Below are 22,021 nucleotides of genomic sequence, written 5' to 3'. Positions count from 1 at the left end.
GTCTATATAATGTTGCACATTATATAATTATTCTTGGTATATATAACAAAACGCTTATCTCTTGATTCTAAATAAAAAAATGACGGACAGTCTTATTTTTGTTTATGAATAACAATTTCTCTAACAAAGTGCAGATGAATCACATATGAAACTTTAGGGAGGTTTTTATTATGTATTATTTTTATTCACCAGAAGGGTTTGCTCCATATCAATGGGGGCTAGAACGAGATGTTTCGTATGCCTATATGCCATATAACTTATTTTATTACGGAGATTATATAAGAACATTGCCATACACATATATCCCTCAAAGCTATGAAGTACAAATGAAAGCAGATGAACGTGGATCGTGGACACCATTTTCTTGGGTCGAAAAATATGCGTACGCATTTTCAGGACCGTACAATAAAGCGGAAGTCGCACTTACATTTGATGATGGACCGGATTTAGAATTCACGCCAAAAATATTAGATAAGTTAAAACAACATAATGTAAAAGCGACTTTTTTCCTGCTTGGTGAAAATGCAGAAAAGTTTCCAAATGTAGTAAAGCGTATTGCGAATGAAGGGCATGTAATTGGTAATCATACGTATAGTCATCCTAATTTAGCGAAAGTAAATGAGGATGAGTACCGTAATCAAATTATAAAAACGGAAGAAATATTAAAACGTATAGCCGGCTATGCTCCTAAATTTATACGCCCGCCGTATGGTGAAATACTTGAAAATCAATTGCATTGGGCAACTGAGCAAAACTTTATGATTGTACAGTGGAGTGTGGATACAGTTGATTGGAAAGGTGTAAGTGCTGATACGATTACAAATAATGTGTTAGGGAACTCATTCCCTGGTAGTATCATACTTCAACATTCAACTCCAGGTGGACGCCTGCAAGGATCTGTAGAGGCGCTAGACAAAATGATTCCGCAGTTAAAAACGAAAGGGGCGCGCTTTGTAACGCTGCCAAGTATGTTCCAAACATCGAAAGAGCGGAAGTGAATGTGTTGTTAAATTGGAAAAAACAGGATTTTGTCGTATAATGAAGCTGTAGGTTGTTAGGAGGGAATATAATTGATGTATGCACTAATAAACATAGGAATGAGTATTTTAATAGGTATTATATTTATACTTGCGGCGATTGTCCTTCAAAAAAATCCACCGACCGATATTAATGCGGCATATGGTTATCGTACGAAACGATCTATGAAAAATAAAGAATTATGGGATGTAGGTAATAGGTATAGTGCAGAAGTGATGAAGCAAAACGGATTCATTATGATGTTAATTGGAAGTGTTGTTAGTATACTGTTTAGATATCCACATACAATGATAGCGATTATGGTGATTATGCTGTTATTAATCATTCGTTTATTTATACGAGTAGAGAGTAGATTAAAAATGCTTGAACAATAATGAAAAAATAGGACTTTATGCAATATAATGCTAGGAGTCCTATTTTATTTATAAACTATTATTTTCTAGTAAGTCTTTTCCTTGTTCAACAACAAATTCATAGTATGCAAGATCATATGGATAGATATCATCAAAAGTTATCGTTAGCGGTTTATTGCTCAAAACAGAAGTAGCTGTAAAAGATGAAATCTCTCTTTTTAATAGTTGTAGAAAAGAAGTTGCATGTACTTTCATCACATCATCTACTTCTTCACCTAGTGCGAATGGAAGTGGATCGATGACATTGTGAAAATACATATGGCAAAACTCGCGATCCGTAAGATTTGAAATTTCATAATCTATTGTAAAGATTCCTGTATATGCTAGATCAGTAGTTTGAAAGGAAAGCCCTAATTCTTCCTTAATTTCACGAAGGCCACCAATTTGTACATCTTCATCATGCATAATATGTCCAGCTGAAGTAATATCCCATATACATGGGGCTTCTTTTTTATTTTTAGAGCGTAATTGGAAATATAAGAACATATCTTCATCATCTTTTTCTACAAACCAACAATGAAATGTTTCGTGCCAATCACCGTCACGGTGCACTTCATCACGTAATTTCTTCCCAAGTGTATTTCTTTCAGAATCAAATATCGTTAACCACTCTGTCATTTTAATTCCCCTTTCTGCAAATTTTATTATACAATATTTGTAATGAATTTTGGGAAAATAAAGAAAAAAAGGAGAGGGTATAAGTGGGTATAGAGAGGACGGAAATAAAATCGATTATTTCAACTGAGGTAGAATTACGGAAAATATTAGGGGAACCAAGTGAGCGAGCTTTGAAAAAGGTTATTTCATCATTAGACCACCATTGCGTAGATTTTCTGTCTAAATCTCCTTTTCTAGTATTATCTACAGCAAATAAATTAGGAGAGTGTGATGCTTCACCGAGAGGAGATGCACCTGGATTTGTTTACGTATTAAACCATAATAAAATTATCATTCCAGAAAGACCAGGCAACCGCCGTATAGACTCCATTTTGAATATTATTTCCAATCCACGTGTAGGATTAATCTTTTTTATCCCAGGCCTTGGGGAGACACTCAGAATAAATGGCCGAGCGTATATAACAAACGACGAAGAAATTTTGCAAGAAATGCAGGCAAATGGACGCAATCCGTTACTTGGAATTGTGGTTGAGGTAGAGGAATGCTATATTCATTGTGCAAAAGCTTTTATTCGTTCAAAAATGTGGGATCCGGAATCTTGGTTAAATAAAAAAGAGTTACCTTCAGCAGCAAAAATGTTGTTGGAGCATGCGAAAGTGAATACTTCAGAAGAGGATGTTGCACGTTCTTTAGAAGAAAGTTATAGGGAAAGATTGTATTAAGAAAATTACTTTTTAAATATAGTGTTGAGGTGTGAAACTCTAAACGTTTTAGAATGAGAATTTAATATCAATCTTGTTAGTTTATAAGTGATGAATACATGTGCAAGAGTAGAAATCTATATTAGATGATTTGTTATTTTAAAATAAAATGATTCGTATTTTTAAAAATAATGAACAAAAATAGGCTTGCTTTTTAAAAAGTTGATAACTATAATAAGTTAACAAATAGACATGAACGAAAAAAGTAACGATAAGGACACGGAATCATTTTTACGGTTTACAGAGAGGGAAGTCAAGGGTGTGAGCTTCCTAACACGAGAAATGATTTTACCACCTTTGAACTTCAATAGTGAACGAGTAATCTAGTAATTATTGACGGAATCAGCCGTTATCTGAACTTGAGCAATCTAGGAGGAAATATGTCTGGATTGGAACAAGGGTGGAACCACGAAAACACATTCGTCCCTTTCCTAGGGATGAGTGTGTTTTTTTATAGTTTTAGAGATTGAAAATTAAAAATAATTAAAAAATAGTATTGATTTTGTTTTTTATGCGAGTATAATGAGTTAACAAATAAACATGAACGAAAAGTAACGATAAGGACACGGAATCATTTTTACGGTTTACAGAGAGGGAAGTCAAGGGTGTGAGCTTCCTAACACGAGAAATGATTTTACCACCTTTGAACTTCAATAGTGAACGAGTAATCTAGTAATTATTGACGGAATCAGCCGTTATCTGAACTTGAGCAATCTAGAGAGAAATACGTCTAGGTTGGAACAAGGGTGGAACCACGAAAACACATTCGTCCCTTTCCTAGGGATGAGTGTGTTTTTTTATTACTTTGAAAGGAGGTGCTGTAACATGAAACGATTTGTACGTACGGAAATAACCACCACCTGCATGATTGAAAAGCAGAGTAAGGTGATTGATAAAGATAAAAAATAAAATTGTAGGAGGAGATTAGAAGATGAATAATGTTGTTAATGTAGGGGTGTTAGGATTAGGTACGGTCGGAAGTGGTGTTGTCCATATTTTGAAAGAACATTATAAAAAAATTGCACTTGATACAGGGTATGAAGTGAAAGTGAAGACAGTCGCTGTACGTGATTTAGAAAAAGAACGTGATGTTTGTATTGATGGAATCGTAGTAACAAGTCATGTTGATGAAGTTCTAAATGATTCAAATATTGATATTGTAGTAGAGGTAATGGGCGGAATTGAAGAAGCGAAGCAGCATATTGTTAAAGCTTTACGAAATAAGAAACATGTCGTAACAGCAAATAAAGATTTAATGGCTGTATACGGTGTAGAACTTCTCCAACTGGCGAACGATAATGATTGTGATTTATGTTATGAGGCAAGTGTAGCGGGCGGTATTCCGGTGTTAAGAGGGTTAACAGACGGATTAGCATCAGATCAAATTGAAAAAATAATGGGGATTGTAAATGGTACAACAAATTACATGTTAACAAAGATGAGTCAAAATGGATGGTCGTATGAAGAGGCTTTACAGGAAGCACAAAAATTAGGTTTCGCAGAATCAGATCCGACAGCGGATGTAGATGGGCTAGATGCGGCGAGAAAGGTAGCGATTCTTGCAAACTTAGGTTTTTCGATGAATGTTTCTTTAGATGATGTGCAAGTAAGAGGGATTCGAAAGGTCGAAAAAGAAGATTTACAAATGGCTGAAAAGTTAGGGTTTACAATGAAATTAATTGGTAAAGCAGAGAAACAAGGATCAGCCATTCATTTAAGTGTAGAACCGACTCTTTTACCTAGTCATCATCCATTATCGAATGTAAATAATGAATTTAATGCAGTATATGTTCACGGGCAAGCGGTAGGAGAAGTAATGTTTTACGGACCTGGAGCTGGGAAGTTACCGACTGGTTCTGCTGTAGTAAGTGATATTATTTCAATCGTTAAAAATATGAATCAAGTTCAGAAAAATAAAAGTACGTTAAAAGAACCGGAACCGTATGAATTACAAGGGGATGAAGAAGTCGTTTCGAAATATTTCTTACGTATCTCATTACGAGATGAACCTGGGATGTTGCAAAAAATAACAGAATGTTTCGTTAATTATTCTGTAAGTTTAAAAGAAGTGATTCAATTACCTTTAAATCGTGAACTTGCAGAAGTCGTTGTTGTGACACATCAAACTTCAAAGTATCAATTCGAACGAGTTTTAGGAGCGATAGAAGATGTCGCAAGTGAAATAAACAGTTACTACATTATTGAGGAGGAAAAACAATATGTATAAAGGACTATTAAACCAATATGCTTCTTATTTACCGGTAAACGAAAACACACCTGATGTGAGCTTAATGGAAGGAAATACACCCCTTATTCCGTTATTAAATATATCAAAACAATTAGGAATTCAGTTATACGGTAAGTATGAAGGAGCGAATCCGACAGGTTCTTTTAAAGATCGTGGTATGGTAATGGCAGTTGCGAAGGCGAAAGAAGAAGGTTCAGAGGCCATTATTTGCGCATCGACAGGTAATACATCAGCATCGGCCGCAGCATACGCGGCACGTCTTGGAATGAAATGTATTATCGTAATCCCAGAAGGGAAAATTGCACATGGAAAATTAGCGCAAGCAGTTGCCTATGGTGCTGAAATTATTTCAATAGAAGGAAATTTTGATGATGCACTAAAGGCTGTAAGAAATATTGCTGCAGAAGAGCCAATCACATTAGTTAACTCGGTAAATCCTTATCGAATTGAAGGGCAAAAAACAGCAGCATTTGAAATTTGTGACCAATTGCAAAGTGCACCAGATGTTTTAGCGATTCCTGTTGGGAATGCTGGGAATATTACAGCGTACTGGAAGGGTTTCTGTGAATATGAGAAAGAAAAAGGATATAAGAAGCCAAGAATTCATGGATTTGAAGCGGAAGGAGCAGCTGCTATTGTAAAAGGGCATGTAATTGACGAGCCAGAAACAATTGCAACAGCGATTCGCATCGGTAACCCAGCAAGTTGGTCATATGCAGTAGAGGCTGCTGAGCAATCTCACGGTGAAATAGATATGGTATCAGATGAAGAAATTTTACATGCGTATAGATTATTAGCAAAATCGGAAGGGGTTTTCGCTGAGCCAGGATCAAATGCTTCATTAGCTGGCGTAATGAAACATGTTCAATCTGGAAAAATCAAAAAAGGAGAAACAGTTGTTGCAGTTTTAACTGGAAACGGCTTGAAAGATCCTGATATCGCAATCTCTTCTAATGCATTAGATATTGCAAGTGTTTCAAATAATATAGAACAAATTAAAGAGCATATTAAAGGGGTGATTATGTCGTGATACCATTAAGTATTCGTGTTCCTGCTAGTACAGCGAATGTTGGACCTGGATTCGATTCAGTAGGAATAGCTTTGTCATTATATTTACATGTAGTAGTTAAAGAAAAAGCTGATAAATGGCAAGTAATCCATTCCTTTGAAGATTCAATTCCGACAGACGATAAAAATTTAATTGTTAGCACGGCATGTAAAGTATGTCCTTCTTTATCACCCTATATAATAGAAGTTACTAGTAACATTCCGCTAACAAGAGGTCTAGGAAGTAGTGCATCAGCAATTGTAGCTGGGATAGAGCTTGCGAATCAACTCGGAAAATTGAACTTAACGACTGAGCAAAGAGTTCAAATTGCTACAAATTTTGAAGGTCATCCTGATAATGTTGCTGCTTCTATATTAGGAGGAACTGTAATCGGAGCACTTGATGGGAAGAATGTTTCGGTTGTAAGAATTGAAAGTAAGGAATTAGGTGTTATTTCTCTTATTCCAAATGAAGAGCTAAATACAGATGAAAGTCGATCTGTATTACCAGATGTATTCCCGTTTCATGAAGCTGTTAAGGCTAGTGCAATAAGTAATGTATTAGTAGCTGCTTTATGTCAAAAGAAATGGAAAGTTGTAGGCGAAATGATGGAAAGGGATCATTTTCACGAGCCGTATCGTTTAGAGCTTGTCCCGTTATTACCATCTATTCGTAAATGTGCAAAAGAATTCGGTTCATACGGTACAGCGCTTAGCGGTGCAGGACCATCTATTTTTATATTAACGCCGTATGAGAAACGTCAAGAAATTGCTGAGCAATTAGCGAGAGTATTTACGTCTATGAAAGTGTGTGAGCTAGAAATTGATCATAGAGGGATTACTGTAAATAAAGAAGAACATATTGGATTATAAAGAAAGCTAGTATCGCTAGCTTTCTTTATGTTGTAAATATGTTTGCATATAAAAGAAAAATATGAATGTATAATTTAGTAAAGAGTATATTAACTTGGAGGTGAACGGATCATATGAAGAAAGAGTTACCGGAAGAAAAAAGAGAACGTATAAGGCAAAGTGAATTGAAAAACAATTCTACCGGTTCTTTACATGATGGGCTCAACAGAGCTGAAACGGGTAGTCCAGTTGATATGGCGGGTGGTATGAATTGGAAAGGTACAGCGATAGTAATTTTAGTGCTAGTTTTAGCGTATATTATATACACTTATTTTTTTAGTTAAGAAATGCATGTTAAAGCTTTGAATGATTTGCTTTTATAATTAGTGAGGATGAAAAAACACGGTTATTGTAATATATATATTAAGCAGATTATAGTTGCCCATATATATTTATTTTTAATCCCAAAAATAGAGCTAGCATTATGCTGGTTCTATTTTTTTGCCACATTCCTGTAACAAAGCCTCTGTATATTCAGTGGTGGAGGTGCAGAAGATGAAAAAAATGATAGCAATATGTCTTCTTACAACGATGTCATTTTCGACTTTAGTCGGGTGTGATGTAAAAGGTAGCAATACTGTTCAAGAGTCTAAAATAAAGAAAGCAACGTATAAAGAATTTACTTATGATGTCAATCCAGAGACTTTCACGTTAATTGTAGAACATGATGGCGTAAAGGCACTGGCATCACAGCCCTTGCCGAAAATGAAGGTGTTGAATGTAAAAAAAGAAAAGGATCGTACATCTTGGGAATATCCAGATCAAAAAGTAAAAGTGAGTCTAGAGAAGAAAAAAGATCACTTAAATATTGAAGTAGAATCGACTGGTGCAGAAAGCTTTACTTGGCCGAAAGTACAAGCTGAAAATTATACACTTCCGTTATGGGAAGGGAAGCAAATTTCGAGTAATGATGAAAATTGGAAGAAGTTTTTAAAGGATGATGCATATTCATTTGCTGAATCATTTTCTATGAAGTTTTTCGCATTAAATGGTTTGAAATATTCAATTGTATATATCGCGAACAATATGTTTAATAATGAGGTGAAATTTCATTCGGATCCGAAAATCGGGTTTGATTTTATACATGAATTTCCGCGTATAAATAAAAATAAAACATATGGATTTCAAGTATATGTGACAAATAATGATGTAGTAAGTATTGCTAAACTGTATAAAGACAATATCGCTAGAAAAGGTGAATTTAAAACATTAAAAGAAAAGGCTAGAAAAAATAAAGAGATAGAAAAGCTTTACGGTGCAGCTCATTTTTATTTTTGGAATCAAAATGGCTTATCAGAAAGTAATGTAAATTGGCCAAAGCTAAGAGAGAAAATAAATAGCCCTTTGTTTAGCCATATAAAAGAGCTTATTCAAAAATATAGTTCAGAGCCTGGGGAATTGAATGTATTAGATCAAGTAAGTAAACAAGATTTCATTGATAAGTATCAAAAAAATGTTATTTTACGTTATATAAACGAAGTGTTATCAATGAAAGAATTTTATAAAGATGATATTTTTCAAAACGTTAATCAGGAAGCTAGTGTGCTATTAAAGAAAGGTGTAGGTCACTTAACGAATACAGAATTGTATAGCTTAAATAAGCATTTATTAAAGTCGCTACTTGGTGATGCGGTTGAAGAGGTAAGTAAATGGGGTAATGCAGATGGAACGGACATACTAAAGGAAATGAAAGAGGCAGGAATAGAAAAAGCGTGGATTGGTCTGCCAAACTGGGAACAAGGATTTATGCAACCTAATTTCGTGACAGAAGCTAAGGAAATGGGGTATTTAGTTGGTCCGTATGACTCATATCATTCCATTCACGAAAAAAGTGATAAAAATTGGAACACAGCATCCTTTAATGACCCATCATTATACGAAGAGGCTACTGTAACGAAGAAAAATGGAGAAAAGGTGCAAGGGTTTTTAGGTAGAGGGCGAAAATTAAATCCAACTTTATCTCTTCCTAGTGTAAAAGAACGAATGAACGATATATTACAAAATGGACCTAAATATAATTCATGGTTTATTGATTGTGATGCGACAGGTGAAATTTACGATGACTATTCAGCGAAACATATAACGACACAAGAGCAAGATTTAAAAGCACGTTTAAAACGAATGGACTACATTGCGCAAGAAAAGGGTATGGTCGTTGGTTCTGAAGGCGGAAATGATTTTGCTAGTAGTACGATTGCATTTGCTCATGGTATTGAAACGCCTGTAATTAAATGGGACGATGAAGATATGAGGAAAAATAAAACAAGTCCGTATTATGTAGGTGGATATTGGTCACCGAATCAAAATGTTCCAGAAAAATATGCGAAACAAGTACCGTTAAAAGAAGAGTATAAACAAGTATATTTAAATCCTGCATATTCAGTACCATTATATAAATTAGTATACAATGATTCTGTAATTACAACGCACCACTGGGAATGGGGAAGCTTGAAAGTAAAAGATGAGGTTAGAAACCGTATGTTATACGAATTATTGTATAACGTTCCTCCGTTGTACCATTTAGATAAAGTAGAGTGGAATAAGCATAAACAAGAAATTACGCAGCACCTGAAAGTTTGGAATGAAGTTCATGAAAAGGCAGTAAAAGAAGAAATGACGAACTTTGCATATTTGTCAGAAGATAAGTTAGTACAATCAGCTTCGTATGGAAAAAATATTGAAATTATTGTGAATTTCTCAAATGAAGAGATAGAAATACAAAAGACGAAAATAAAAGCAAAATCAGCTTTCATTATTAATAATGGAAAGCAAACTATGTATACACCAAACTAATAAAATTATAATATATGAATTTAAAATAATTTTATATAAATAGTGACTTGCCAAAAATAAGCACGAGAGTATAATGTGAAATGGAGTACATATTGGATTTGCGCAGTAACCTTACAAAATTGTAAGGTAATTGAAAGGAAATTCAATATGAAGGTTAATAGACTTGCATTATAATTGGGAAAGAGAAAGAGAGGCGAATGGATATGAGCTCTGAATTAGAACAGAATACGAGAAGCAGTAAAAAACGTTCTAAAAGAAAATCAATAAAATGGTTCATTATAATTCCATTGTTCTTACTTATTTTTGGTGGAGTAGGATATGGATCGTTAATATATAATAAAGCAAAAGCAGTAGTAAGTGATGCATATGCACAAATTGATAAATCATCGAAGCGTGATAAAGAAGTTGAACCTTTAAAGGATAACATTTCAATTCTAATTATGGGTGTTGATGGTAGTGAAATGAGAAAAAGCCAATACGGAGAAGCTGTTCGAACAGATGCACTTTTATTAGCAACAATTAATAAAGATGATAAATCAGTTAAATTAGTAAGTATTCCGCGTGATTCACGTGTATATATTCCATCTAGAAAGAAATTAGATAAAATTACACATGCACACGTATTTGGTGGTGTTGAAAGTACACGCGATACAGTGGAAAGATTTTTAAATGTTCCTGTTGATTATTATGTGAAGTTTAACTTTGAATCATTCGTACAAATTGTCGATTCACTTGGTGGTATTGATATTGATGTACCAGTTACTTTCACTGAACAAGATAGTAAAGACCAAGCAGGTATGATTCATTTAGAGAAAGGCTACCAACATTTAAATGGAGAACAAGCACTTGCGCTTGCAAGAACGCGTAAAATTGACAGTGATGCAATGCGTGGTCAAAGACAACAACTTGTAATTGAAGCAATTGCTAAAAAAGCGATGTCTGTTCAATCTATTAGCAAAATGGGCTCTTTACTTGATGCGGTTGATAAAAATATGAAAACGAACTTAACTTTCGATGATATGCTTGCTATTACGAAAAATATGGCAGGATCTAATTTGGAAATGGAAAAAATGCAAGTGGAAGGTACGGATAAACGTATCGGAGGCATTTATTATTACATTCCAAATGAAAAAAATGTGAAAGATATTTCGAAAAAATTAAATGAACATTTAGGTGTAACACCAAAGCCAGTTCGAAATGAATAATAAAAAAAGATTGGCCTTTGCCAATCTTTTTTTATCGAGATGGATTTGTAACTTTTCTGTAACGATTTTTTATACTTAAATCATTTCAATTTATATAAACAAAAGGTGCAATTATACGATATACTAGAGGAGAAGATTTGGCAATTAACTCCTAATGCTGAAGAGAAGCAAATGCAATTCATCAAAACTATAGAAAGAATCGAATTGATAGGAGATCGAAATAGACTAAAGCAAATTTTCTTGAATATTGTTTAAAATGCCATTAAATATTCACATAAAAATGGTAAAGTATATATTGAGGTGACTAAAAATAAAGGACAACCAGTGATAAAGGTGAAAGACGAAGGGATTGGAATTGCTAAAGAGCATTTACTGTATATAGAACAGTCATTTTACCAGATTAATAATTATGCTACAGGTGCGGGTCTTGGTTTAGCCATCGTTAAAAAAATGGTGGAGCTTCATGGAGGTACAATAAATATTATAAGTAAAGAAGGAATAGGAACGACCATTTTGATAAAACTCCCATTATAATACATATATAGGTCTGTTTATATAGTGTAATAAAATAAATAGATGTATAATTATATTGGGTTATTTATATATAAGATTAATAGGGAGAGGAATTCGATAGAATGGAAAAAGCTTTTAAAATTAAACGAGTAGTATTCGTTTTAATAGCGATTGCAGCAGTAGCTATTGGGTATTTCATGTTTCAATCCATTACTTCACCAGCAAAGGCTGTTGCAAAACAAGAAAATGTAGTACAACTCGCAAGTGAACAACCGAAAGTAGAAATGAATAAAACGGCACCAAGTCGTTTTAATGGCAAGGAAAGAAAAGTTGCTTATCTTACATTTGATGATGGCCCGGGGAAATATACGGCTGAATTATTAAATACGTTAAAACAACATGATGCGAAGGCGACATTCTTTTTAATTGGAGCGAATGTAAAAGAGTTTCCAGATTTAGTGAAACGAGAAAATGCAGAAGGTCATTATGTAGGAATGCATAGTATGACGCATAATTTTGCAAAGTTATATAAAAATGGCGAGTATGTAAATGAGATGAAAGAAGATCAAAGCTTAATCGCCAATATTATTGGGAAATCACCTAAATTAACACGTCCACCATACGGTTCAATGCCTGGATTAAATGAAAGTCTTCGAAATAAAGTGGTAGAGGGCGGCTTTAAAGTGTGGGATTGGACAATTGATTCATTAGATTGGAAATATAATAAAATGCAAGTTGATGCAGCTGCAGCACAAATTGCTCAAAATGTATTAACAAATGCAACAAAACCACAAGAAGTCATTTTAATGCATGATATTCATCCGCAATCAGTTGCTGCTGTGCCAGCAATTTTAAAAGGGTTAAAAGAAAAGGGTTATGAGTTTGAAGCTTATCATGAAGAGAGTCACTTCCCAGTGAATTTCTGGCATGATAACCGTATGTAATGGAGGAATGAACGTTGAAGTATGGAAAAGTAGCAGTAGTTGGAGCACTATCAGTAGGACTATTAACAGGTTGTTTCGGTGAAAAACCAGAAGAAAACCTATATACAGCTTTTGAAACAGCGGCGACACAAGAGAAATCATTAGTTGATGAAGCGAAAAAATTAGAGAAGTTAGAGAAGGAAGGCCAAGAACTATATTCTCAAATTTTACAAGAAGGTAAAGATCATAATGACGCTGTTATGAAGAAAATAGAGCAGGCTACTGCCAATGTAGATAATCGTGAAAAAGCTTTGAAAAATGAGAAAGAAATGCTAGAAAAAGCTCAGAAAGAAACGAAATCTGTTCAAGGAAATATAGAGAAGCTTGAAGATAAAAAGTTACAAAAACAAGCGAAAGCAGTAGAAGAGTCGTATAAAAATCGTTATGATGCATTCCAAAAGATGAATGAAAATTATACGAAGGCGTTAGCGACCGAAAAAGAATTGTATGAAAAATTAAAAGTAAAAGAAACGAAATTAAAAGAGATTGGTGAAAAAGTTAAGGCTGTTAATGAATTAACTATGGAAGCACAAAAATCAAAAGAGCAATTTAACAATTTTACAAAAGAGTATAATGACAGTAAATTAGCATTCTACAAAGATGCAGAGATTAAGATTAAAGATAAGAAATAAAGAAGAGTTTTAAGCGTAATAAAAAGCCGGAGAAACATCGTCACAAATGTTTTTTCGGTTTTTTACGTTAAATGGATAGAAAAGACTGGAATTGATATCATAAAAGAGTTATAGTGAATTATTCCAAGGGAAACATTGTAAAGTAAGGAGACTGGAAATATGTCATATGAATTTTTACTCAAATTAGGTTTAGCACTCTTTTTAGGATTATTCATCGGGATAGATAGGCAGCTAAAGAATAAACCACTTGGTGTGAAAACAAGTATGGTTATTTCTGTAGCAAGTTGTTTAATTACGATGGTTTCAATTGAATCTGTACATGTATATTCTGTTCCAGGGCATACAAATATGGATCCCATGCGTTTAGCTGCTCAAATTGTGAGTGGAATTGGTTTTCTTGGAGCAGGTGTTATTTTACGAAGAAGTAATGACGTTATTTCTGGATTAACGACCGCCTCTATGGTGTGGGCTGCTTCAGCTTTAGGTATTGCGATTGGAGCAGGATTTTATTTACAAGCGACGGTTGCTATGATTTTAATTATTTTAGCAATTAATGTACTTCCGCAACTTGTGAAAATTGCAGGACCGTATTCATTAAGACAAAAGGACTTGTCTATTAAAATTACTGTAAAAGAGCATCATGAGTTAGATGGTATATTTAAGCAGATTAAAAATTTAGGAATGCATGTAAAACGCGTGAAGATTAAAGATATAGATAGTGGAGCATTTCAGCAATTGGAGATGGTTATTTTAGCTCCAGAAGATTTATATACAACTGAGTTATATAGCTCACTAAAAGAGATAGATCGTGTTGTTTCAGTTGAAGTGGAAAGTAGATAATTGTAACAAAAAAGAGTGAAGTGAATTCACTCTTTTTTGTTTGGATTTTTAAGGAAGTAAATTGATATAATGATGAGTAAACGAGGGGGAGAAATGATGGAAATACATATTAGAAGAGCGATAAAAGATGATATACCAGGTATAGCAAAGGTCCACGCTGATAGTTGGAAAACGACATATCAAGGCATATTCCCTAACGAGATTTTAGAAAATATAACATATGAGAAACGGGAAAAACAATGGGAAAACATTTTTCAAAAAGAAAGTAACCATCAATTTAGATTTGTAGCAGAGACGTTAAATGGAGAAATAGTTGGATTCATCGATGGAGGAGCAGAAAGAACTGGTACATATAATTGTGATGGAGAATTATATGCGATTTACCTTTTACAAGAGTATCAAGGCATGAAAATAGGACAAAAGTTATTTCAAGCTTTACTATCTGAATGTACAAACAATAATATGCAATCACTTTTAGTATGGGTTGTTACGAATAACCCTTCTAAAACGTTGTATGAAAAGTTTAATCCAGAAAAAATTGATACAAAATTTTTAGAAAGATTACAGGTGGAAGAGACAGCGTATTGTTGGAAAGATATTAATAATATTATTATGTAAAGTGTATGTTTGAAAGAGGTATACCAATTAAAGTATACCTTTTTTGTTTCACTCGAATGGTTTGGACATAATGCGAAAGATATATGAAAAGAAGAAATGAAAGTACTAACAAATAGAAATTTAGAAGTAGTATCTTCTTAGTATAAAATGATGTAAGAGTCTCTCATTGTAGAGACTCTTTTTTTAAAATATAAATAACCAAAAATTACCATGTATTTAAATTAAAATTTAACACAATTTATATATAAATAAGGAGGTGATTGGTAATGGCTAGAAATCGTAATTCTAATCAATTAGCATCACATGGAGCACAAGCGGCTTTAGATCAAATGAAATATGAAATTGCACAAGAGTTTGGTGTACAACTTGGCGCTGATACTTCTTCACGTGCAAACGGTTCTGTAGGCGGTGAAATTACAAAACGCCTTGTAGCGATGGCAGAACAACAACTTGGTGGCGGATATACTCGCTAATTGTAGAAGGTTATAGGAGAAAGGAAGGATTCTTCCTTTCTTTTTTTTTCAATTAATTGGTATGGATATATTGTGAACTGGATTCAAAGAATAGGAATAATACTATATTTTCCCCAATTTCTTTTGTTGTGAATGGGAAGTAGTAAAAATGTAATAGCCCTGGTGGAATGAAAAGTTACGTTCCAGCAGGGCTATTATATGGTAAGAAATATATGATGAAAGGTTTCGAAGCCAACATGTTAAAAAAAGAAAACTGTTGTTTGATTGCGCTTGCATCAGTTCCACTTGTTATGACATTAGGGAATTCAATGCTCATTCCAATTCTGCCGACTATTGAAAAGAAATTACATATTTCATCGTTTCAAGTATCCATGATTATTACCATTTATTCTATCGTAGCCATTCTACTTATACCGATTGCTGGTTATTTATCAGATAGATGGGGACGAAAGATGGTAATGGTTCCGAGTTTGCTGATTGCGGCTATAGGAGGAGCGATAACTGGTTGGGTATCTTGGAAAGTTGATAATCCCTACACTTGGATATTGATCGGTAGAGCGATTCAAGGTATTGGTGCTGCTGGTGCAATGCCAGTTGTTATACCGTGTGTTGGTGATTTATACAAAGATGAAAAACAAGTTAGTACAGGTTTAGGAATCATCGAAACATCCAATACATTTGGGAAAGTGTTGAGCCCTATTTTAGGGTCTGCTCTGGCTGCCATTGTATGGTTCTTGCCGTTTTGGGCGATTCCAGTTTTATGCGTAGTATCAATTGTTTTATTACTTGTTCTAGTAAAGGCAAAGAAACAAGAAGGAGAAGTACCACCGCTTAAAGAGTTTATAAAATCAATTCTTGCTACGTTTCGAGAAAAAGGAAGATGGTTAATTGCCATTTTTGCATTAGGTGCAATTATTATGCTTATTTTATTCGGAATTCTCTTTTATTTGTCAACTATATTGGAATCAAAGTATGACATTCATGGTATTTGGAAAGGGTGTGTACTTGCAATCCCGTTACTTGTACTGTCACTTAGTTCATATATGGCTGGCAAAAAAATTGGAGATAACCAAAATGTGATGAAGAAGTGTATTTACATTGGTTTTTTAATGGCTGCTGCATCAGTCATCATTCCTTTATTTATAAAAGGAATTTATTTACTACTCCTTTGTCTCGTTATTATGGGGGTAGGAATTGGTATGGCACTCCCATGTTTAGATGCTCTCATTACACAAGGAATTGAAAAGGAGCAAAGGGGGACGGTTACGTCATTTTATAGTTCTATGCGATTTATCGGTGTAGCAGCTGGACCACCTCTATACTCTTTTTTCATGAAAGGTGCTGACCATGAAGTGTTTTATGTAACAAGTATTCTCGCTGGGATTGGTGCTGCTATAGCAATCATTTGGATTAAACCAGCAAAAGATGCAAAGAACGTAAAAAAGAAACCAGAAACTACTTCATAATTTGTAAGAGAATTGCATGATGTTTTCAGTAACATGCAATTCTCTTTCGTTCATTAGGAATAAATAACTTGTTTTAACATATAAAGTGCGACACTCCATATGATGAGACCAGAAAATTTATTTAATAATACGATTGTCTTTCCGGTTGAGTCTAGCCTTTTTAGAAATTTCCCCGCTAAAGCTAAGCTTATAAACCAAATCCAAGAAACGATAATAGTTGCAAGTGTGAAAGCCCATTTTTCATTTCCTATGTATTGAATCGAATTTGTTCCAATTACACCGATTGTATCTAAAATTGCATGTGGATTTAATAATGAAACCGATGCAGCGAAAAGTATTTGTTTTTTTACTGGCATACTTTTTTCTTGTTTTACATCGTTGGAAGGGTTACTTCTCCAAATAACAAAGCCCATGTATAGGAGAAAGAAAAATCCAATTATATATAACGAGTTAGTTAGCCAAGAAAAAGTAAGGAGTACAAGGGAAACACCTTGTACCGCTATCAATATGAGTAACGTATCACATATAGAGGCAGTTAATACGACAGGGGCTGCCCTCCAAATATTTGGTTGGCTCGCACCTTGGTTAAAGACGAAAACATTTTGAACACCTAATGGAATGATAAGACCAAATGCAAGAATGATCCCATGAATAATTGCTTCACTCATCATATTTCCTCCTATTTAAATTTATTATGATAGTGTATATTGTATAGAAGAAATGAAAATTTGTATCCATATTCATACGCAACATTAGAAGAAATTGAAATAGGTATAAAAAAACTTGCACAACTAATGAAAAAGTAAGAGGAGAAAGTAATGAAACAATATGTAATTTGCCAAATTATCAATGGAGAAAAATATTTAGCTGCTTATGCGGAGACGAAGCAGGAAGCAATTGAAAAAGCAGAATTGTTAGGATTACGAAAGGGAAATCGATACACCGTTATTACTGCAGAGGAAGCAGAAGGGTTAACTTATCCTTAAACAACGTATAATAATGATACAGAAAGTAAATAAGCTTAGTAATATATTATATTACTAGGCTTATTTTTTGAAAGCGTTACGTGTTCTCGTATAAAAGATAATAATATTATGAGTCAAGTTGACGGAAATAACGATTTGATTTTCGATCCTGATTTCCGTTTCTATAGTTATCAATATATTGTCTGAAATTCCACGATTGTAAAAACTTATTTGCGGCGTTATAACCAGAATTGTATAGCCACTCTTTTTCTTCCATTGTTAACTCAAAGTTTGTACTAGTAATGGATCCTGTTGGGATTGTAATTGTTCTTGCTTTTGATTCCTTGTCTAAATGACGTAAATCATGGGCTTGCATCATTGTTTTAAAAAGTCCTTTGAACATGGAGATAGGCTCGTTGTAGTGGGCTGGGTCAGCTTGAATCTCATCTTTTACGAAATGAAACCCAAAAGTCGGCCAGCGGGGAGAGGTAGGGGAGTCGAAAATCCAAATTGGATAATTGCTTAAAATTCCTCCATCAACCATATAACAAGGCTGCTTCCATTTTGGGGTTCTCCATTTTACCGGTTCAAAAAAGAAGGGGATTGTACTACTCATTCGTACAGCTTTAGCAATAGAGAAGCGATAATTTAAAAATCCGTAGTTCGGTAAGTCATCAGGAAAGATAACCATTTTACCATTACTTATATCAGAAGCGATAATTTTAAGCTTATTTAAATCAGGTAAATCTGTAAATAAATGAACTCCTTTTTTTCGAAGTAATTCTTCAATCCATTCTTCTATAAAAATATTAGAGTAAATACCAAGAGTAGTCCATGCGCTTAATCCTTTCCCAATAAACGGGATTCTGTCAATAAAGGTTTTCTTCGTAAATTTATCATAATCAATATTTGTTATAATCGTTTTTAGCTCTGAGCAAGAGTATCCTGCTGCTAGGAGCGCAGCGATAATCGAACCAGCTGATGTTCCAGCTACACGTTCCCATTCATAGCCTTTTTCAGCTAACGCGCAAATTGCCCCTACATGCGCAATTCCGCGTACACCGCCTCCTTCAAAAACACCATCAATCTTCATAAAGTCATACTTCCTTTCACATAAAATATTTGAAAATGGCAAAAAAGCACGTATTATACGTGCTTTTTTACAATAGTTTTTAAATTTACTAGCAGCCTACAAAGCCGCCCCAACAGCTAGCTCCGATGATGATTAGAAGGATAAATAAAACGATTAATAAAGCGAAGCCTCCATAACCACATCCACCGCCGTAACCGTAACCGCCGCAACTATATCCGTAACCCATGTGGAATTCCTCCTTAAATTAAAAATAAAAATGAACGAGGGGAAAATGTACTGGAAGAAATAATGAACTATCGTGTTTGTAGGAACAATGTATACTATGCTTTTTTAAACTTGTTCGCGTATGAAGGAAGAGCCCGTTTTTTGGGAGGCTTGTTGTTTTTATAAAGAATGGAGTATAATTTTTGTGCGATGATACAAATAAGTATGTAAATATAAGGAGAATGTATGAATAAACAAATTGAAGTATTAATTGATAAATATGGGCTGACGCATTTAAAAGAGGAACTTATGAATACTGTATTTCCTTGTATAAAAGTTGTGCCAAAGCAGGAGGAAACAGTAGCGATAGGTAGTTCGAAAATGGGAGGGGTTCCTGACTTGCCATTTACATTTGAATATCCAACGCATAAAGGAAATACGTTACAGTTTATTGCACAATTTAATTTAAAGGATTTACAAAATGTTGGTATGGATCATAATCTTCCTAAGACAGGGATGTTATATTTTTTTAGCGTTGAAAATTACTTTGAAGCAGATGTGAATCCAACCGAAGCGGGACGTGTACTTTATTATGATGTTCCTGTTGAGCAATTACGGAGAGCGGATGAATTGCAAACGAATTATAACCAGTGTGCAACTACTTTTGAACTGACATATAAATTGCCAGAGCTTTTCATTGAAGATGAGAATGATTCAGATCGTTTCTTACAATTACTTGAAGAACTAATCCCAGATAACTACGATAACCATCAAATATTTGGTGAGCCATTTTCTGTACAAGATGAGGTATTGTACGAAACTGGACAGTATATGGAAATAGACCCGCAGCAAATGACGCTTTTATTCCAAATTGATTCAGATACTAAAAATTGTAATATGATGTGGGGAGATTTAGGGATGCTTTATTTCTGTATAGGAAATGAAGACTTGAAAAATCGACGTTTTGAAAATGCATGTTGTGTATTACAAACTTGTTAATGAAAAGGGTTGTTCTTGTAAAAAGAACAACCCTTTTACAATGTTAAATATGCATAATCTCATATGACCTATACGAAAAAGTATTGTATACTCTGAAACTATACGATACTTTTTCGTATAGTTATAGAATGTAAGGAGTGACATGATGGGAAAGACAAGTAAGTATGTGACAGCTGCCGCACTTTGTTCAACTATAGTAATGGGGGGCTTACACGCGTCATCTGTATCTTATGCAGCTACAAATCAAACTGTAGCGACATCGCAATCAGATACAAAGTTGTTAAATGATTTCAAAAAAGAATTAAAAAAACAGGTTGATAATCGAGAAGAAAATATTACAATCACATATAAAACAAAAGATAGAAATGCTAGAAATGTGATGGACCAATTGTACGGCGAGTTTAATAAAGTTGTAGATGCAGATGAGTATATAAAATATAATGTAGCGTCTACTAGATATTCCATTAAAGGGTTACCAGGAAACTATACGTTTACACTGCAAGTGAAGTACCGTGAATCGAAGGAGCAAACACAATATGTAAAATCTCAGGCAAAAGCGATTATCGGCTCGATTGTAAAAACAGGGATGGATGATCATGAGAAAGTAAAAGCTATTCATGATTACGTTGTAAAATATGTATCGTATGACACGTCGTATCAAGCATATACAGCATATGAAGCGTTAGCGAATCGCTCTGCTGTTTGCCAAGGATATACGTTATTAACATATGAATTACTAAAAGAAGCAGGTATCCAAAACCATATTGTAACAGGTACAGGAAATGGACAAGCTCACGCATGGAATTTAGTGAACATTGAAAACAAATGGTACCACCTTGATACTACATTCGATGATCCAGTGCCAGATAAAGCTGGACGTGTAACATATTCATATTTTAATATGTCTGACGAGCAGTTAAGTAAAGATCACGAATGGGATCGTAGCAAATATCCTGCAGCATCTACAAGCTACTTTAATGAATTAACAAACAAAATAAAAGTGGGTAGTTCAAAGACTGCGGCGTATGAACAAATGTTAAAAGAAACAAATTTAAAATATATGTCTACACAATACGGAGCAGAGAATTATAGTGAGTTTAAGAAGAAATTACAGCAACAATTTGCTTCTAAGCCAGAAAAGGTAGAAGTACGATATAAGCAGTCTATGGATGGGACGATGCAAGGTATAAAGAAAGTATTAAATGAAATAAATTGGCCAAAAGGTGCAAAGCGTGTGTCTTATCAAGTAGCACCTTATAGTGCGATGGCAGATTATTCATTAGTGACAATTACATTTACGTATTAATCGGTGAAAGAGAGCATCTGTAAAGGATGCTCTTTTCCTTATGTATTACTACAAAAATCAGAATTATATGATAAAATGAAAGGAGGAAGGATGTGGAATCTAAATGAATTTGTTCGAGAGTGATATTTTTACATTGATATATACTTGTTTAGTAATCGGACTTATCGTTTTGTTTTTCCTATCATTTACTTTGTTCATTAAAAGAGTATTGCAAAGCAGTGCTGCAAAAAAACAACAAGTGATGCATATGAATCAGAAGCTAGATCGAATTATTGAATTGCTTGAAAAAGATAAGGAATAGCGATAAAAGAAGTATGAAAAGGGGAAAGAGAATGGCCAATTATATAAAAGAATTACGCGAAAAAGTAGGGCATGATTATGTTTTCTTAAACTTTGCCGGTGGTTTTGTATTTAATAAAGAAGGAGAAGTATTACTGCAAAAAAGAGGCGACTTTAACGCTTGGGGCTTTCCAGGGGGGGCAATGGAGATAGGAGAATCGGCTGCGGAAACTGCAATTCGAGAAATAAAAGAAGAAACCGGGTATGATGTAGAAATAAATGAACTTATTGGAGTGTATACAAAATATTTTCAATCATATCCAAATGGAGACAAGGCGCAGTCAATTGTGATGTGTTTTTCATGCTCAATAGTTGGAGGCGACAAAAAAGTAGATGGTGATGAAACGTTGGATTTGAAGTTTTTCCCGTTAGACGACATGCCACCGTTATTTTGTAAACAGCATGAAGATTGCCTGCAAGATTTATTGGAGAAAAGGGTAGGGGTATATCGTTAACATATAAAAAAAGAAGCTAAATGATAATCCGTACCCTTTGTAAAGGACATTTTAAAAAAAGTTAGGCGGCATCAAGAAGATGATTTCTGTATTCAACAGG

General features: G+C 34.2%; 24 protein-coding genes, 1 pseudogene and 2 other annotated features. Of the genes and pseudogenes, 21 read left to right on the top strand and 4 right to left on the bottom strand.

Going from position 1 to position 22,021, the window contains the following annotated elements:
• Window positions 1-170 precede the first annotated feature (170 nt).
• Both PDQ33_RS23245 and PDQ33_RS23240 read left to right on the top strand, forming a co-directional pair.
• Window positions 171-998, top strand: coding sequence for a peptidoglycan-N-acetylglucosamine deacetylase (locus tag PDQ33_RS23245; protein WP_061130945.1), 828 nt, complete (start codon window positions 171-173; stop codon window positions 996-998).
• 75 nt (window positions 999-1,073) lie between these two features.
• On the top strand, window positions 1,074-1,412 hold the full coding sequence (locus PDQ33_RS23240; protein ID WP_000271090.1) for an SdpI family protein: 339 nt from the start codon (window positions 1,074-1,076) through the stop codon (window positions 1,410-1,412).
• 48 nt (window positions 1,413-1,460) lie between these two features.
• On the opposite strand, the gene PDQ33_RS23235 is transcribed toward PDQ33_RS23240, so the two are convergent.
• Window positions 1,461-2,069, bottom strand: a complete 609-nt coding sequence (locus tag PDQ33_RS23235; RefSeq protein ID WP_061130944.1) for an NUDIX hydrolase — start codon at window positions 2,067-2,069, stop codon at window positions 1,461-1,463.
• A gap of 83 nt (window positions 2,070-2,152) precedes the next feature.
• On the opposite strand from PDQ33_RS23235, the gene PDQ33_RS23230 reads away from it, so the two are divergent.
• The 14 genes and pseudogenes from PDQ33_RS23230 (at window position 2,153) to PDQ33_RS23165 (ending at window position 16,560) form a co-directional block, all read left to right on the top strand.
• Complete coding sequence (locus PDQ33_RS23230) at window positions 2,153-2,791, top strand: pyridoxamine 5'-phosphate oxidase family protein (protein ID WP_061130943.1); 639 nt, start codon at window positions 2,153-2,155, stop codon at window positions 2,789-2,791.
• 238 nt (window positions 2,792-3,029) lie between these two features.
• Window positions 3,030-3,261: a binding site (T-box leader), on the top strand.
• Window positions 3,262-3,375: 114 nt separating this feature from the next.
• Window positions 3,376-3,607, top strand: a binding site (T-box leader).
• A 154-nt stretch (window positions 3,608-3,761) separates the two neighbouring features.
• Window positions 3,762-5,057 (top strand): homoserine dehydrogenase, encoded by a 1,296-nt coding sequence (locus tag PDQ33_RS23225; RefSeq protein WP_061130941.1) that lies wholly within the window; start codon window positions 3,762-3,764, stop codon window positions 5,055-5,057.
• Entirely contained in the window at window positions 5,050-6,108 is a 1,059-nt protein-coding gene (gene thrC / locus PDQ33_RS23220; protein ID WP_061130940.1) for a threonine synthase, read from the top strand. Before PDQ33_RS23225 ends, thrC begins: the two co-directional genes overlap by 8 nt.
• A complete protein-coding gene (gene thrB, locus PDQ33_RS23215; RefSeq protein WP_061130939.1) occupies window positions 6,105-6,998 on the top strand; it encodes a homoserine kinase in 894 nt (297 codons plus the stop codon). The genes thrC and thrB overlap by 4 nt, the downstream gene beginning before the upstream one ends.
• Window positions 6,999-7,111: 113 nt before the next feature.
• A complete protein-coding gene (locus PDQ33_RS23210) occupies window positions 7,112-7,321 on the top strand; it encodes a DUF6366 family protein (protein WP_000711907.1) in 210 nt (69 codons plus the stop codon).
• Window positions 7,322-7,532: 211 nt separating this feature from the next.
• Window positions 7,533-9,830, top strand: a complete 2,298-nt coding sequence (locus PDQ33_RS23205) for a glycoside hydrolase (RefSeq protein WP_000738160.1) — start codon at window positions 7,533-7,535, stop codon at window positions 9,828-9,830.
• A gap of 203 nt (window positions 9,831-10,033) precedes the next feature.
• Window positions 10,034-11,035 carry an LCP family protein gene (locus tag PDQ33_RS23200; protein ID WP_002163688.1) on the top strand — a complete coding sequence of 334 codons (1,002 nt, stop codon included), beginning with the start codon at window positions 10,034-10,036 and terminating at the stop codon, window positions 11,033-11,035.
• A 69-nt stretch (window positions 11,036-11,104) separates the two neighbouring features.
• Window positions 11,105-11,569: pseudogene (locus PDQ33_RS23195) on the top strand (sensor histidine kinase); the annotation flags it as partial.
• 101 nt (window positions 11,570-11,670) lie between these two features.
• Window positions 11,671-12,492, top strand: a complete 822-nt coding sequence (locus PDQ33_RS23190) for a peptidoglycan-N-acetylglucosamine deacetylase (RefSeq protein ID WP_000409387.1) — start codon at window positions 11,671-11,673, stop codon at window positions 12,490-12,492.
• Window positions 12,493-12,506: 14 nt separating this feature from the next.
• Window positions 12,507-13,163 (top strand): YkyA family protein, encoded by a 657-nt coding sequence (locus PDQ33_RS23185; RefSeq protein ID WP_000873557.1) that lies wholly within the window; start codon window positions 12,507-12,509, stop codon window positions 13,161-13,163.
• 159 nt (window positions 13,164-13,322) lie between these two features.
• The gene (locus PDQ33_RS23180; protein WP_000119508.1) at window positions 13,323-14,003 is read left to right on the top strand and encodes an MgtC/SapB family protein; all 681 of its coding nucleotides are present in this window, start codon (window positions 13,323-13,325) and stop codon (window positions 14,001-14,003) included.
• A 93-nt stretch (window positions 14,004-14,096) separates the two neighbouring features.
• Window positions 14,097-14,621, top strand: a complete 525-nt coding sequence (locus tag PDQ33_RS23175; RefSeq protein ID WP_076872624.1) for a GNAT family N-acetyltransferase — start codon at window positions 14,097-14,099, stop codon at window positions 14,619-14,621.
• 266 nt (window positions 14,622-14,887) lie between these two features.
• On the top strand, window positions 14,888-15,094 hold the full coding sequence (locus tag PDQ33_RS23170; RefSeq protein ID WP_000113545.1) for an alpha/beta-type small acid-soluble spore protein: 207 nt from the start codon (window positions 14,888-14,890) through the stop codon (window positions 15,092-15,094).
• Between the two features lie 236 nt (window positions 15,095-15,330).
• A complete protein-coding gene (locus PDQ33_RS23165) occupies window positions 15,331-16,560 on the top strand; it encodes an MFS transporter (RefSeq protein ID WP_061130949.1) in 1,230 nt (409 codons plus the stop codon).
• 53 nt (window positions 16,561-16,613) lie between these two features.
• Here the strand turns inward: PDQ33_RS23165 and PDQ33_RS23160 are convergent, their stop codons facing one another.
• Window positions 16,614-17,228, bottom strand: coding sequence for a LysE/ArgO family amino acid transporter (locus PDQ33_RS23160; RefSeq protein ID WP_061130937.1), 615 nt, complete (start codon window positions 17,226-17,228; stop codon window positions 16,614-16,616).
• Between the two features lie 150 nt (window positions 17,229-17,378).
• On the opposite strand from PDQ33_RS23160, the gene PDQ33_RS23155 reads away from it, so the two are divergent.
• A complete protein-coding gene (locus PDQ33_RS23155; protein WP_061130936.1) occupies window positions 17,379-17,546 on the top strand; it encodes a DUF3933 family protein in 168 nt (55 codons plus the stop codon).
• Window positions 17,547-17,652: 106 nt separating this feature from the next.
• Here PDQ33_RS23155 and PDQ33_RS23150 read toward each other — a convergent pair whose 3' ends face one another.
• Window positions 17,653-18,618: a patatin-like phospholipase family protein gene (locus PDQ33_RS23150; protein WP_048556914.1), complete on the bottom strand. Its 966-nt coding sequence runs from the start codon at window positions 18,616-18,618 to the stop codon at window positions 17,653-17,655.
• Between the two features lie 88 nt (window positions 18,619-18,706).
• A complete protein-coding gene (locus tag PDQ33_RS23145) occupies window positions 18,707-18,844 on the bottom strand; it encodes a YjcZ family sporulation protein (RefSeq protein WP_074540768.1) in 138 nt (45 codons plus the stop codon).
• Between the two features lie 224 nt (window positions 18,845-19,068).
• Between PDQ33_RS23145 and PDQ33_RS23140 the strand changes: the two genes are divergently transcribed.
• The 4 genes from PDQ33_RS23140 to PDQ33_RS23125 all read left to right on the top strand — a co-directional run bounded on the left by PDQ33_RS23140 (window position 19,069) and on the right by PDQ33_RS23125 (window position 21,921).
• The gene (locus tag PDQ33_RS23140; protein ID WP_071742501.1) at window positions 19,069-19,821 is read left to right on the top strand and encodes a YwqG family protein; all 753 of its coding nucleotides are present in this window, start codon (window positions 19,069-19,071) and stop codon (window positions 19,819-19,821) included.
• A 145-nt stretch (window positions 19,822-19,966) separates the two neighbouring features.
• Complete coding sequence (locus PDQ33_RS23135) at window positions 19,967-21,127, top strand: transglutaminase domain-containing protein (RefSeq protein ID WP_270756690.1); 1,161 nt, start codon at window positions 19,967-19,969, stop codon at window positions 21,125-21,127.
• 103 nt (window positions 21,128-21,230) lie between these two features.
• A complete protein-coding gene (locus PDQ33_RS23130) occupies window positions 21,231-21,428 on the top strand; it encodes a DUF4083 domain-containing protein (protein WP_001048092.1) in 198 nt (65 codons plus the stop codon).
• A 31-nt stretch (window positions 21,429-21,459) separates the two neighbouring features.
• The gene (locus tag PDQ33_RS23125) at window positions 21,460-21,921 is read left to right on the top strand and encodes an NUDIX hydrolase (protein ID WP_000035005.1); all 462 of its coding nucleotides are present in this window, start codon (window positions 21,460-21,462) and stop codon (window positions 21,919-21,921) included.
• Window positions 21,922-22,021: the final 100 nt, after the last annotated feature.

It is taken from the genome of Bacillus cereus group sp. Bc031 (assembly GCF_027716265.1).
Taxonomy (GTDB): Bacteria; Bacillota; Bacilli; order Bacillales; family Bacillaceae_G; genus Bacillus_A; species Bacillus_A paranthracis.
The sequence above is the reverse complement of the archived record's forward strand: the minus strand, read 5'-3'. Positions and strand labels throughout refer to the sequence as shown.

Coding starts and splice junctions, on each gene's coding strand:
- PDQ33_RS23170 (WP_000113545.1), top strand. CDS start 14,888: ATGGCTAGAAATCGTAATTCTAATCAATTAGCATCACATGGAGCACAA.
- PDQ33_RS23130 (WP_001048092.1), top strand. CDS start 21,231: ATGAATTTGTTCGAGAGTGATATTTTTACATTGATATATACTTGTTTA.
- PDQ33_RS23235 (WP_061130944.1), bottom strand. CDS start 2,069: ATGACAGAGTGGTTAACGATATTTGATTCTGAAAGAAATACACTTGGG.
- PDQ33_RS23210 (WP_000711907.1), top strand. CDS start 7,112: ATGAAGAAAGAGTTACCGGAAGAAAAAAGAGAACGTATAAGGCAAAGT.
- PDQ33_RS23190 (WP_000409387.1), top strand. CDS start 11,671: ATGGAAAAAGCTTTTAAAATTAAACGAGTAGTATTCGTTTTAATAGCG.
- PDQ33_RS23135 (WP_270756690.1), top strand. CDS start 19,967: ATGGGAAAGACAAGTAAGTATGTGACAGCTGCCGCACTTTGTTCAACT.
- PDQ33_RS23245 (WP_061130945.1), top strand. CDS start 171: ATGTATTATTTTTATTCACCAGAAGGGTTTGCTCCATATCAATGGGGG.
- PDQ33_RS23175 (WP_076872624.1), top strand. CDS start 14,097: ATGATGGAAATACATATTAGAAGAGCGATAAAAGATGATATACCAGGT.
- PDQ33_RS23180 (WP_000119508.1), top strand. CDS start 13,323: ATGTCATATGAATTTTTACTCAAATTAGGTTTAGCACTCTTTTTAGGA.
- PDQ33_RS23125 (WP_000035005.1), top strand. CDS start 21,460: ATGGCCAATTATATAAAAGAATTACGCGAAAAAGTAGGGCATGATTAT.
- PDQ33_RS23145 (WP_074540768.1), bottom strand. CDS start 18,844: ATGGGTTACGGATATAGTTGCGGCGGTTACGGTTACGGCGGTGGATGT.
- PDQ33_RS23165 (WP_061130949.1), top strand. CDS start 15,331: ATGTTAAAAAAAGAAAACTGTTGTTTGATTGCGCTTGCATCAGTTCCA.
- PDQ33_RS23200 (WP_002163688.1), top strand. CDS start 10,034: ATGAGCTCTGAATTAGAACAGAATACGAGAAGCAGTAAAAAACGTTCT.
- PDQ33_RS23205 (WP_000738160.1), top strand. CDS start 7,533: ATGAAAAAAATGATAGCAATATGTCTTCTTACAACGATGTCATTTTCG.
- PDQ33_RS23240 (WP_000271090.1), top strand. CDS start 1,074: ATGTATGCACTAATAAACATAGGAATGAGTATTTTAATAGGTATTATA.
- thrC (WP_061130940.1), top strand. CDS start 5,050: ATGTATAAAGGACTATTAAACCAATATGCTTCTTATTTACCGGTAAAC.
- PDQ33_RS23150 (WP_048556914.1), bottom strand. CDS start 18,618: ATGAAGATTGATGGTGTTTTTGAAGGAGGCGGTGTACGCGGAATTGCG.
- PDQ33_RS23225 (WP_061130941.1), top strand. CDS start 3,762: ATGAATAATGTTGTTAATGTAGGGGTGTTAGGATTAGGTACGGTCGGA.
- PDQ33_RS23160 (WP_061130937.1), bottom strand. CDS start 17,228: ATGAGTGAAGCAATTATTCATGGGATCATTCTTGCATTTGGTCTTATC.
- PDQ33_RS23155 (WP_061130936.1), top strand. CDS start 17,379: ATGAAACAATATGTAATTTGCCAAATTATCAATGGAGAAAAATATTTA.
- PDQ33_RS23140 (WP_071742501.1), top strand. CDS start 19,069: ATGAATAAACAAATTGAAGTATTAATTGATAAATATGGGCTGACGCAT.